The 12,143-nt window shown below is 54.6% G+C and carries 10 protein-coding genes; 2 read left to right on the forward strand and 8 right to left on the reverse strand.

The window, feature by feature from the left end:
- The first annotated feature begins 6 nt into the window (after window positions 1–6).
- A complete protein-coding gene (locus ACOYR4_RS22455; RefSeq protein ID WP_422848116.1) occupies window positions 7–1,035 on the forward strand; it encodes a glycosyltransferase family 4 protein in 1,029 nt (342 codons plus the stop codon).
- Window positions 1,036–1,125: 90 nt separating this feature from the next.
- A complete protein-coding gene (locus ACOYR4_RS22460; RefSeq protein WP_422848117.1) occupies window positions 1,126–2,157 on the forward strand; it encodes a glycosyltransferase family 2 protein in 1,032 nt (343 codons plus the stop codon).
- Window positions 2,158–2,173: 16 nt separating this feature from the next.
- Here the strand turns inward: ACOYR4_RS22460 and ACOYR4_RS22465 are convergent, their stop codons facing one another.
- The 8 genes from ACOYR4_RS22465 to ACOYR4_RS22500 all read right to left on the reverse strand — a co-directional run bounded on the left by ACOYR4_RS22465 (window position 2,174) and on the right by ACOYR4_RS22500 (window position 12,134).
- The gene (locus ACOYR4_RS22465) at window positions 2,174–3,676 is read right to left on the reverse strand and encodes an oligosaccharide flippase family protein (protein WP_422848118.1); all 1,503 of its coding nucleotides are present in this window, start codon (window positions 3,674–3,676) and stop codon (window positions 2,174–2,176) included.
- A gap of 195 nt (window positions 3,677–3,871) precedes the next feature.
- Entirely contained in the window at window positions 3,872–4,726 is an 855-nt protein-coding gene (locus ACOYR4_RS22470; protein WP_422848119.1) for a glycosyltransferase family 2 protein, read from the reverse strand.
- Window positions 4,723–6,732, reverse strand: coding sequence for a hypothetical protein (locus ACOYR4_RS22475; RefSeq protein ID WP_422848120.1), 2,010 nt, complete (start codon window positions 6,730–6,732; stop codon window positions 4,723–4,725). The genes ACOYR4_RS22470 and ACOYR4_RS22475 overlap by 4 nt, the downstream gene beginning before the upstream one ends.
- A 45-nt stretch (window positions 6,733–6,777) precedes the next feature.
- Window positions 6,778–7,200: a pilin gene (locus ACOYR4_RS22480; protein ID WP_422848121.1), complete on the reverse strand. Its 423-nt coding sequence runs from the start codon at window positions 7,198–7,200 to the stop codon at window positions 6,778–6,780.
- Window positions 7,201–7,517: 317 nt separating this feature from the next.
- Window positions 7,518–8,306 carry an MBL fold metallo-hydrolase gene (locus ACOYR4_RS22485; protein WP_422848122.1) on the reverse strand — a complete coding sequence of 263 codons (789 nt, stop codon included), beginning with the start codon at window positions 8,304–8,306 and terminating at the stop codon, window positions 7,518–7,520.
- Between the two features lie 10 nt (window positions 8,307–8,316).
- Window positions 8,317–10,581: a CHASE2 domain-containing protein gene (locus tag ACOYR4_RS22490; RefSeq protein ID WP_422848123.1), complete on the reverse strand. Its 2,265-nt coding sequence runs from the start codon at window positions 10,579–10,581 to the stop codon at window positions 8,317–8,319.
- A gap of 72 nt (window positions 10,582–10,653) precedes the next feature.
- Window positions 10,654–11,304 carry an FHA domain-containing protein gene (locus ACOYR4_RS22495; protein ID WP_422849698.1) on the reverse strand — a complete coding sequence of 217 codons (651 nt, stop codon included), beginning with the start codon at window positions 11,302–11,304 and terminating at the stop codon, window positions 10,654–10,656.
- Between the two features lie 41 nt (window positions 11,305–11,345).
- Window positions 11,346–12,134, reverse strand: a complete 789-nt coding sequence (locus tag ACOYR4_RS22500; RefSeq protein WP_015016291.1) for a Stp1/IreP family PP2C-type Ser/Thr phosphatase — start codon at window positions 12,132–12,134, stop codon at window positions 11,346–11,348.
- Between the last annotated feature and the right edge of the window lie 9 nt (window positions 12,135–12,143).

Consider the following 12,143-nt stretch of genomic DNA (forward strand, 5'->3'; position numbering starts at 1 on the left):
TCCCCCATGAATACTGCGACACCCGGGATCTGGTTCCCTACTGTACGCACAGGTACGGGGACCGACGTATTCACCCAGCGCCTGGTTGCAGATCTATGCAAACGCGGGGTGCGAGCGGAGATAACATGGCTACCGTTGCGCGCCGAATACGCCCCCTGGACTGTCCTCATACCCAGCGCCCCCTCCTGGGCCACAGTGGCACACGTCAACAGCTGGCTACACACACGCTTTAGCCCGCAGAGCCTGCCCGTACTCGCCACCGTCCACCACGCCGTGCACCACCCAAATGCCACCGCCTACAAAGACCCAGTGCGTGCTGCCTATCACCGCTGGTGGATAGCGCCCAATGAGCGCCGCGTGCTACGCCAAGCCCGAATTGTTGTGGCGGTGAGCCAGTTTGTGGCTGACAGTACCCGGCAAAGTCTGCTGGACGTGCCCATGAATGTCATTCACAACGGAGTGGACACCGAGCGCTTTTGCCCTGGTACACGCCGCCGCCAACCCGGAGAGCCCTTCAAGCTGCTGTTTGTGGGCAGCTGGATGGCGCGCAAAGGCGTGGAGTTGCTGGCACCCATCCTGCGACAGTTGGGCGAGGGTTTTGTGCTGCACTACACAGGCGGCACAGCGGCAGAAAAAGACAAATCCAACATGCCGCCAAACATGATCGACATGGGCCGCCTACAGGGAGACGCTGCTGTGATATCTGCTATGCAGGATGCAGATGCGCTGCTGTTTCCATCGCGAAGTGAAGGCCATCCCTTAGTGGCGGTAGAAGCCATGGCCTGTGGTTTGCCCATTATTGGAATGCACGGATCGTCCATTTCCGAAGCAGTTACTGATGGCCACACCGGCCTGCTATGTCCAAAAAATGATGTCGCGGCGTTTGTTGCTGCTATCCGAGGCCTGGCAGCTGACACCACGCGGTACCTCAGCTTAGCGCAAGCTGCGCGGTTGCGAGCGGTGGTGCATTTTTCAGAAACGACCATGATTGATGCTTATCTGCGCCTGTACCAGTACATCACCATGACTAAGTAAAGCCATTCCGATTTCATCGACAAATCAGTTTCAATCGATAGCGCAAATCTAAATTCATCCAAATATCAGCGAATATTAATGGGATTAATAGTGCAACAAATTACAACCATTATTCCAACTTATCGACGACCTATTTTTCTTCGCCGAGCCATTAAGAGTGCATTAGAACAGAAAAACGTAACGCTTCAAGTTTGCGTATACGACAATTGCTCTGAAGATGAAACCGAAAAAGTAGTTCGTGATTTGGCGAAAGAGGATGAGCGTATTTTTTATTACTGTCACTCAAAAAATATTGGTGGTCTGGCAAATTTTTTATACGGAATGTCTGAGGTAGAAACAGAATTTTTTTCATTTCTTTCAGACGATGACTATCTCTTGCCCGGCTTTTACCAGCATGCCATCGCTGCTCTGGATAATTATCCCGAAGCTATGTGCTGGGCCGGAATGACTTTGAATGTAGATGAAGATAATTTAATTTGGGACGCCCGTGTACGTCAGTGGCCACGTGAAGGAGTTTTTGAACCCCCGGAGGGTTTTATGGCAATGACTGGAGGCATGGCGCCACTATGGACAGGGATTCTGTTTCGCAAGGATGTTTTAAAAAAAGTTGGATTAATTGATCCAAAAATTCTGGGGCCGTCCGATCTGGAGTATTGCCTACGGTTGGCAGCGCGTTACCCCTATATCCTAGAAAAATACCCAGCGGCTGTTCTAACACTGAACAGTCAATCGTACAGCGCAACCCAGCCGATGACGGCTTTTTGGCCTGGATGGAAATACATGTTTGAAAAAATATCCTCCGACCCGGACTTGTCCGCAGCTTTCAAGCATGCGGCGCTGGCTGCATTGCGGCGCGATGGCCGCAAGATGTTGTTCCGGCGTGGGGCCAATGCAGTTGCGGCAGGACGTTTAGATTTCGTGCGTGATGCGGCCAATGCTCTAGCGGGCGATTGCGACGAGGCAGCAAGGGCATTTTTGTTGCGCTCGCTCGCTGTAGGCTGTTCACGGAGTTCCGATTTTCAACGGATATACACCTTGGCCTACCGTTGGGCGGAGCGGCGTATAGTCGACTCCCGTCAAGACTTGCAGACGGCGTATGGTCATTTGCTGCAACCCATTTGACCGATTGAGTGCATATTCATACTAGGCAATGCTGTGTGAGCCATTTGTGTGCCGACGTTCGAACAGCGGGTGCTGACAGAGCACAAACCAGCAGCGTCGCGCCACCCGCCAACCCCAACGACACCAGTCCTGCCCAGTTGTGTGCAGGTGGGGGCAACAGAGCATGCAATGCCAGTGCAACTCCCACACCCACCAGCAGCGGCGGTAAGTTGTCTTGCAAATACCAGCGCAAAGCTTGGCCGGGCAGCAAACGCCGGTGCATTAATGGAATACCAATCATCACCGAAACTAGGTTAGCCAGTAGCCAGGGCAGCGCAGCCGCTGACATCCCATAGCGATCTACCGCCAAAAGGCACACAGGCACAGCCATTGCTAACGATGCAGCATTGAGCCAAGCTGCCAACCGAGTCCAGCCATGAGCCAGTTGAAGTGCGTACGGTATGTTCATCAAGCCATTGAGTGCCGACCCCAGCACCAACAGCTGGAGCACGGGTGCTAATTTGGCAGACAGCGCCCCATCGCCGGTCCACAAAAACAGTACCTCGTGCGCAAACACCGTCAGCACTGCTGCCACAGCGGCAATCACTACCGCTAGATACTGGCTGCTCAGATGGTACAGCGCCAGCAAGCCAACGGTATCTTGCTGCGCCACTAAGCGGCTAAAGCGCGGGTACAGCGCATTGAACATGGGTTGTACCATGCGCCCCAGCCCAGCGGCCATGCTCAGCGCTAAGGTGTAATAACCCATCTCCTCAAGCGGTCGCAGACTGGTCAACACTAGCCGATCCACTTGGCTGACGCCCAGCGCCAACACCCCAATGACAAATAATCCCCCGGCAAAGCGACTGCTCCCGCGCCAGTTCTCGCGCGTCAAACGCACGGGGCGACGTCCTGGAGGTAGATAGCGCCAGACCGTCCAGGCGCTGACCAGGGACTGTACTGCACCCACCAGCGCATGCCAGGACAAAAACGCCTCTAAGCTCGGCAGCACCCACAATACTGGCAGAACGCCTGCATAACGCAGCGTGGCAAACACCGCAAGAATCGCATTCAGTTGGGGCTGCAGTTCCAAGCCCGACAGGCAGTTAGCGTAAAAGGTGCTGGGCCACAGTAGCGCAATAGCCACTCCCATGGTAGCAATAGCCGCGCCCGCTTCTCCGGGCGTGATGCCGCGTAGATGCAGCCAATGTTTTGCCAGCAAGCCGCTGGTCAACCACATCAACAACGCTATTGCAGCAGCCAGCAACCAGATCACAACTTCTGAGGTGCGCACTAAATCCCGGCTGCTGTCACTCAGGTTTGGGTTGTGCGCACTGCGTGCTAGGTGACGATTGGTAGCTCCGCCAATCCCGAAATCAAACAACTGCAGAATAGCCTGAAAACTCAACATTAACCCGACCAAGCCAAACGCCTCACCCCCCAAGATGCGCAAGTAATGTGGCAGAAAAATGACGGCCATCACTGCCATCCAAATCTGCCCCAGGTAATTGGCCAATATGTTCCTGCGCAAGGCTGCCATAGGTCCAGCTCAACGGTCACCAAGGTAATCGCAGGGAGCTACCAAAATTGAAAGCTTGGTCTCCATGTCGCAGTCCCTTCAAAATTCGGGATTTTCTTCAAATACCCGCGTAAAGCTGTTTTTGAGCTTTTGCCCCATACTCAAGGTACAGTTTATATATATCACTAGCGTCAGGACGGATCAGTTTTTCCATATTTAGCGCTCATCCTTGTACATCAAAGCTGTAATCTGCTCAGAGATCAGCCCCATCAGGAAAGTGATCACACTTCCGGTATAAAGCAGCGCACTCATATTGGTAAACCGTCCTTCATGCGCCCACGTCCAAGCGTACCAGCCACTAGCAAATAAAAACATGGCTGTAGCAACCGGCGCAAAAATTTTTAGTGGTGAAAATAACGTGCCAATTTTGAAGATTATAAGCAAAAAGCGTGCGCCATCGTGCAGCAGGCGTATGTGGCTTTGTCCAATGCGCTTCGCAGCATGGATGGGGACATAGGAGACTGAATATCCAGCACGAAAAAACGCCATGGTGCTGGTGGTAGGGTAGGAGAAACCATTGGGCAGCAGGTAAAGGAACTCCCGGAATTTGCTGGCCCTCACCGCGCGGAAGCCGCTGGTCAGATCTTCAATCTTGTGCCCAGTCATCCAACTGGCAAGCCGGTTGTAGAGGCTATTTGCGAAGCCACGCCCCAGGCTGGCTTGCGAGCCTTTTTGCCTCGCACCGACCACCATGTCGTGCCCTTGTGCAATTTTTTCCAGCAGCCGGGGGATATCCATCGGATCGTGCTGACCATCGGCATCCATGAAAATGATGACTTGGCCCATAGCAATGCGGGCTCCAGTTTTGATGGCGGCGCCGTTTCCTTTGCTGTATGGGTGACAGACCACCCTAGCGCCTGCGCCCTCCGCAGCAGCCTGCGTGTCATCCAAGGATCCATCATTTACGACAATCACCTCTGCATGTGGCAACAGATGCACCAATTGCCTGACAACCTGTCCTATTGCTCCGCCTTCATTCTTGGCGGGGAGCACAATGGAAACATCTTTCATGGTTTTTCACGCGCTTCCTTGATATTTTTTCGCTCTTTAATGATCATTTGACTATATTCTCGACGTCTATCCGTCAATTCAGCGGTTTGCAATTCCGACATTGCCTCGTCGAATCTTCCACTCAACGCTAATGCTTGAGAGTACATTATTCGACTAGCAACTTGGTCACGAATTTCAATCGACTGCCTAATTAAATCAATTCCACGCAAAACGTCATTCATGCGATTTATGTGATATTGCGCCATAAGCTTCAATACTTCGGCCTGCTCACCTCGGGGGTTGAATGGATTTTCGAAAGCTGATTGCAAAATATCAAGGATATCTCCATTCGAAAGATGACAGAAGCCGTTGATCTGACAAACAACCAAAGACGACAGAACGCTAGTGTTAACGTTTTTGTATTTTTCGCTCCTGAAACCTGATTTAATTTGAGCAATCAAATCTCGGCTTGGCGTTTTATTTAATAGGTATGCCAACTGAACCCTGGCAACCAAAGGAAGCATAGATGAGGGATCGTTTTGGGCGGCACGAATCAAAGCTTCATCAGCCAATTGACCGAATTTTACGTCGCCGGAGGCGTTCATGAGTAAGATGTAAATTCGCCCCAGTTCATAATTAGCACGCATCGAAGCAGGTTTGTTATCTGCCTCTAGGATCGCCCACTCAGTATTGCTTGACCATTGCAGCGAACGCACATGAGTGATGAAACCAAGCAGTGCCAGATATACCATCAAAAGTAGGACAGCGAGGTTATTATAATTTTTCAGGCCAACGTATCGCACTAATGCAGGCACCAGAATCAGCAAACCAACAGTTGCAAAGTAGTTTCTGTGCTCATAAACCAGCTCCAAGGGGAAAATCGTCGACTCAAGCGAGTGAGATATGATAAACCACCCCCAGCCGAACAATAGTACACTAAACCTTTTGCGGAGTACCCATGCTACAGCGGTGATAATAAAAAGAAATGCAAATGCAGCCAGAGTGGATGCAGGGGATAGAAGTGATTTCGATATTTCGAAATCATCGTGGTACAACGACAACTGAGAGTTTACTGGCAATACCAGCATGCGCAAGTAGAAAACCAAGACTCGAGCCTCTGTCAATCCTCTTTCGATTAGTGTGAACTCTCGGTTTGCGTATGCCGCTGAACTTACCATTGCAGGCACCTTGAATATGCTCATATATGCAATCACTAGCGCCATGGACCAAGCAACTATGGTGCGCAAGCGCCACTTGCCGACGACGATATCGCTATCACCATACCGGAATTGAAAAACACACCACTCCGTCCAAATAAGCAAGAGGGCGAACAATACGCCAGACTCTTTTGTGAGCACAGAAAGAAGCAGGCAGCAAATAACAAATATGCAACACAGTGCACCCAAAAGCATCGGATGCTTGAGTTTCACATCTGCATGTGTCGCACTGCGGTATTTTACGAATGCTACCAAACCAGCCATGCCAAAAAGCGTGCACAAACTTGTCATTCGCTGCACAACGTAAAGGACGGCTGTTAGGTTTATAGGATGCAAGGCCCACAGCGCCGCGACCACCCAGCCCACCAAGAATATCCCTTGGTGAGCCGTATTTTTTTCATTTCGAACAAATATTTGAAAAATCTGCTGTGAAAAATGGCCTATAAGAATGGCATTCAGCAGATGAATGAAAAGATTAACCAATTTGAAATGAAATGGATCGAATGTTCCCGCCCAATAATAATTCAACGCAAAAGTAAATAGTGCAATGGGTCGTCCCAAGGGGCCGGCATGCCCTGATACGGCTGCGGACCAGAACTGTTGCCAGCTGCCATCACCTATCTTCAAACTGGCGTTCTGAAGAATATTCGCATCATCGTCAAAAACAAATCCACCATACAGGCCTGGCCAATAACAGAGAGCAATTAGCACTAGTAGCAGGACCCAAGCACACGTAGTCTTGTACTTTTGCCATGCCACAAGCATATTTTTCAAAAACCTATCAGGCACAATCAAGTTCTTCTGGTTCAAATAAAAAAGGGTGCACAAGGCACCCTTTTTTTCTATAAATACGAATCAGCGGCACTCAGACGGCACGTATTTTGGATTGAGCGTAGTGGTGCACTTCCAAGTAACACTCCCAGCACTTGCCGTCGACGGAGTGAGAAGCAAGTTACCAGAAGCTACGACCGTGGAATTCATAGCTACTGTAATTACGCCACCGGTCCCAACGCTCACGGAATTGACCGCTTTACCTGTGATAGATGCGCCTGAAGCAATCCCTGCCGATGCGTTGCTGGCAGGAAATTTACCATTGTTTGACCAAAATTCAGTAACGGAAGTTTTGGCCCCAGAGGCCAGGCTGAGACCTTCGGCCACTCGGGCGCGCTTGGTGTAGTCTTGGTACGCGGGCAGCGCCACAGCAGCCAAGATGCCGATGATCGCAACAACGATCATCAGTTCGATCAGGGTGAAACCCTTTTGAATAGAACGCTTCATGTAAAACTCCTAGGAAAGTTGCAAATGCGCATTAGTTATGCAATCGCCATGCCTGCTCAAGAGCGATGACAGTGAGCACTTGGACCGAAGCTGCAGCGCACCTTGCGAGCAATCAGTTGCAGACGCTCAAACTCCAATGCCCTGCCAGAAATCTAGAAATCTTTCACCAAGTGAGCGAAATTAGCCGAAATTCAACGGTTGATCCTCCCCCCAATCTCTGCAAGCTTCAGGCTGGAACGCAGTCTTGCCCACCGATAAGCCTGAGGTTCACTGTGAATTTACATTTTTGTCACCCAGTATTGTCACCCCCGCAACCCTCATAGCTCAATCGTTTGGCCCGCAAGCAGCCAGCGCACATCATGAGGATTGTGGTGGGAGACGGAAGTACAGTCGAGTCGCCGAATCTCGTCCATGATTAGCGCTGTCTCGGAAGGCTTCGTGTGCGTGATGTATACCGGATAGCGCTCGGCTAAAGGAATATTCGCCAATTCCTGGGCTAGGGTCTCAGGGGAAAGATGTAGGCTGCGGCGCGCCAACTCTCGTTCGCGATTGCTGAACGCGGTCTCTATCACCAAACAAGCCACCTTCAATGTGTTGATTCGAGCCCAAAACGTTGGATTACGCCCGGTATCCCCGCTGAAAACCCACCAGCCGGTATCACCAAGCACAGCAAACCCCACGGCGGGGACAGTATGGTGGGCTGGCAGCACTTCGATCCGAACCCCTGCGATGCTCAGTACGTCACCGCATACAAAAGCTTGATATTGCAGAAACGGAGATGCAGCAGACGGTATCGCGCTGAAATCCGGCCAGATGACGTTGTTGAATACATGCGTCTGCAGCGCCGAGATTGTGGGAGCCAGGGCATGCACTTGCACCGGGTGACGGCGCTGTGACGACACCGCGTCGAGCATCAGGGGCAGCGCGGCGATGTGGTCCAGGTGGGAATGTGTCAGGAGCACATGGTCAATCTTGCCCATCTCCTCCAGCGTCAGGTCGCCCACGCCGGTGCCGGCATCAAGCAAGATGCTGTCACCAATCAAGAACGATGTCGTGCGACAGTCCTTGGCGATAGCGCCGGAACACCCCAGCACGCGAACCTTCATGTAGGACCCTCTACTTGGTATCGAAATTGGTGGCGCTGTCCCAGTCAGGATTGAAAGGCAACCCACGCAGGCCTTCGACCCGTGCAGCATACAACTCGTAGAGAGTGCAACGAGGTCTGAGGCCTCGCAACTGCGCCATCAGCTTGTCGCATTGTGCCCATTCCTGTGCCGCATAGGCTCGCAGAAAACCCTCCCATACCGCCAGTTCTTCGGCGAGTTCGGCGGGTAGCTGATCCCGGGGCGCCAGAGGCTGGTATATCGGTACGGCCTGCGCCTTGCCTTTGACGCGAACGCTATCCATGGCCTGCCAAACAAACTGAGGGGCGAGCTGCATGGCAGATTCACTCACCACAATCGACGTGCCGTAGTGTTTGGACAGCCCCTCCAGGCGCGAGCCCAGGTTGACCGCATCCCCGATGACCGTGTAGCTGCGCCGGATGTCCGAGCCCATATCGCCCACGCACATGACACCCGTATTGAGCCCAATGCCCACTCCGATCTCGGGCAGGCCGCGCTGGCGATGATCGGCGTTGATTTGCCCAATGGCCTGCGACATTTCCAGGGCCGCAGTCACCGCCAGCTGCGCGTGGTCTGGCGTCGCCACGGGCGCACCCCAAAACGCCATGACGCAGTCGCCCATGTATTTATCGATGGTGCCACGGTGGCTGCGGATGATATGGGTGAGCTTGCTGAACACTTCATTCAGCAACGCTTGCAGTTGCAAAGGCTCCATCCTCTCAGACATGGCGGTGAAGCCGCGCATGTCGCAGAACATCACCGTCAGCTCCCGGTTGGTGGCCTGCATGCTGTAGTGCTCCGGCTGCTTGACCATTTCGGCCACCAGCTCTGGAGGCACGTAGGCGCTGAACAGCGCCGCGAGTTCGCGCTTGGACCGGCTCTCCACAAAATAACCGTAGGCCATGTTGAGCGCAAAGGCCAGCATGGACATCACCACCGCCGTAGCCAGCGGCAACGCCAAACCCTGCGCGATGTACATCCACAGGTTCAGCCCCACGAGCGCAGAAACCACGCAAGCGCTCAGCAAGACCGCCGACGATGCAGACAAGAGCGGCAACGCTACCGCCAAAAGTAGCCCTGCGCAGAGGAGCTGCAGCACATCGAACCCGGCGGCATAGTCGGGCCGGACGATGCTTTTCCCATCTAGGAATGCCGACAACACGTTGGCATGGGTTTCTACGCCAGGGTAGGTTCTGCCCACCGGCGTCACACGCAAATCGAGCAAACCAGGCGCGGTGGACCCGACCAGCACCAATTGATCCTTGAGCTGGCCCGGTGGGAGCACGCCATCCAGAACGTCCGACGCTGAGATGTACCGAAAGGAGCCCCCTTTAGCATCTCCCGGTCCCCGATAAGGAATGAGGGTGGCCAGTTGCTGGTCTACAGGGAGCGCCAGCGTGCGACCGTCCTGTCGCAACACGATGCTTTGCAGCAAATCATGCGTCCCAACCGGTGTGGGGTTCACAAAGCCCGGATGGATTTCTGGCAGCCCGATGGCTGTGCGGAACATGGCCAGCGCCAGCGACTCGTAATACTGCCCTTGGTACTCGGCCAACAACGGCAAGGAGCGAACGACCCCGTCCTCGTCCGTGATGGAGTTGAAGAACCCAGCAGCAGGCGCTGCGCGGGTCAGCGCCTCGATGTTGCTGCTATAGCCGCGCCAGGTGGTTGCTCCCAGCGGCAGGCCCCGTAAGCGCTCCAACGGGAGCGCAGGGTCCGGCAGCATGCCTTTCGTGATGCCATCGCGGTCTTCGCCCGACAGGTAGTAACCCAGCACCACGGGCTGCCCACGCAAGGACTGCGCAAAAAGCGCGTCATAGTCCAGCGACGGTGCCAGTCTTTTCAGTTGCTCCTGGAAGGCCGGCTGGCTGCGCAAAGGGCCTTGGGCCAACTCTTGCAACGTAGAGAGACCTGAACTCTCGTCGTCCTCGGCAAACAGAACGTCAAACCCGATGACCGACACTTGCTGGCGCTCAAACAGTTCGCGCACCAGCGCGGCCATTTTGTCCCTGCGCCAGGGCCATTGGCCCACACGCCCCAGACTTTTCTCGTCGATATCGACAATGACGATGCGCTCGTCCAGCGTTCGAGGCATGGTCACCCGCAGGCGGGTGTCGTAGATGATGTTGTCCAGTCTCTCCAACACCTGCAGGTGGAGCACGTCGGCCACATGCAGCAGTGCAAAAACCAGCGGTATCAGCGTGACTGCAATGCGCCGCCAGCGTCGGCGGAACAGGTGCGACAGGGACTGCAGCATGGGTCCGCGCGCAAGGAGAGAAGATTCAGGTCAGCAGAGGCCCAAGGCCATGGCGCGGGCCCTTGCTAGGCATCAGGTCTGTTCGAACTGCATTTCGGTGCCGGCCAGTTCCAGGCGATCGCCGTGCTTGAGAGGAACAGGCGAAGCACCAATGGCCGCACCGTTGAGCAGGGGCATTTCAGGCCCCTCCACGTGAGCCAAGACAAAACCCTGGTGCCGCTTGGTGATGGATGCCACAGCCACGCCAGGCTTGCCAATAGTAGTCACGACCTTTTGCAAGGACACCTCGCGCCCCGCTGCAGCACCGGACATGACACGAATCACCGCTGAAATCGGAGCAGGCGCAGAGGCGGCTGGCGCGGGCCTGGCGGCGGCCACTGCCGGCGGCACCATGCCGGGCTTGAAGATCATGGTCTTTTCGAAATTCTGACCTTCGGCATCCTGCAAAAAGCGAATCTTGTACTTGCCCACCTCGACCGTGTCGCCATTGCGCAGCTCCTGGCGCTTGACGGCCTTGGCATTCACGTAGGTACCGTTCGTGCTGCCCAGATCCTCAATCTCCACATCGTGTCCCACCATGTGGAGCACCGCATGTTCGCCGCTCACCGCAAGGTTGTCGATCACGATGTCGTTGTATGGGCGCCGACCCAACGTAGTCCGCTCTTTGGTCAGCAGCACTTCCTTGATAACAACGCCGTCGATTGAAACGATCATTCTCGGCATGATCCACTCCTGATGTGATGAATTGTTGTAGTTCGGGCCGTTCAAGAGGCCCCTAGCAATCGGGACATAAGGCCGCGCTTCTTGCCTCCTGCGGCAGCCTGCACCAGCAGCACGCTCACGTTATCACGACCACCGTTGGCATTGGCGGTGTCAATGAGCAGTGTCGCTTTTTCTTCCAAAGGCATGGGCGCCCGTACCAGCTCCGCCAGATCCGAATCGGACACCATGTCGGTGAGCCCGTCGGAGCACAGCAGGAACAGGTCATTCGGCGCCACCTGGAACTCGTTGACTTCCATCAGCACATTGGGCTCCACACCCAAGGCCCGCGTCACCAGATTGCGATTGGAAGACAGGGCCGCCTGCTGTGCCGTCAGCAGACCTGCATCGACCTGCTCCTGCAACCAGGAATGGTCGCGCGTGATTTGCTGCAAAGCACCATCGCGCAGGCGGTAGCAGCGCGAATCGCCAATATGCCCCAGGATCAGGCGGCTGCCATGGAACACCGCCACCACCAGCGTCGTACCCATACCCGCGTACTGCGGATTGGAGAGCGACGCCCCCAAAATGGCGTGGTTGGCATTCTCGACACAGATTTCCAGCGCCCGGCGCACGTCCGTGGACTGGGGACTTGCGCCCGCTTGGGCCAGCCAGCGGGCCATCTCAGTACGAATGAAGGTGGTGGCCATGCCGCTGGCCACCTCACCCGCGTTATAACCGCCCATGCCATCGGCCAGTATCGCGACCTGCGCATCGCGGTCAACGGCGACCGCGTCTTCGTTGTTGGAACGCACGCGGCCCTTATCGGTCCGCGCAGTGAATTCGTAGGTCATGGATGTGGA

The sequence above is a fragment of the Acidovorax sp. M14 genome (assembly GCF_049331375.1).
Classification (GTDB): Bacteria; Pseudomonadota; Gammaproteobacteria; order Burkholderiales; family Burkholderiaceae_C; genus Acidovorax.

What these genes read in the sequence shown, in the direction of transcription:
- ACOYR4_RS22455 (WP_422848116.1), top strand. Translation starts at nt 7, where the DNA reads ATGAATACTGCGACACCCGGGATCTGGTTCCCTACTGTACGCACAGGT.
- ACOYR4_RS22465 (WP_422848118.1), bottom strand. Translation starts at nt 3,676, where the DNA reads ATGGCAGCCTTGCGCAGGAACATATTGGCCAATTACCTGGGGCAGATT.
- ACOYR4_RS22470 (WP_422848119.1), bottom strand. Translation starts at nt 4,726, where the DNA reads ATGAAAGATGTTTCCATTGTGCTCCCCGCCAAGAATGAAGGCGGAGCA.
- ACOYR4_RS22480 (WP_422848121.1), bottom strand. Translation starts at nt 7,200, where the DNA reads ATGAAGCGTTCTATTCAAAAGGGTTTCACCCTGATCGAACTGATGATC.
- ACOYR4_RS22485 (WP_422848122.1), bottom strand. Translation starts at nt 8,306, where the DNA reads ATGAAGGTTCGCGTGCTGGGGTGTTCCGGCGCTATCGCCAAGGACTGT.
- ACOYR4_RS22490 (WP_422848123.1), bottom strand. Translation starts at nt 10,581, where the DNA reads ATGCTGCAGTCCCTGTCGCACCTGTTCCGCCGACGCTGGCGGCGCATT.
- ACOYR4_RS22495 (WP_422849698.1), bottom strand. Translation starts at nt 11,304, where the DNA reads ATGCCGAGAATGATCGTTTCAATCGACGGCGTTGTTATCAAGGAAGTG.
- ACOYR4_RS22500 (WP_015016291.1), bottom strand. Translation starts at nt 12,134, where the DNA reads ATGACCTACGAATTCACTGCGCGGACCGATAAGGGCCGCGTGCGTTCC.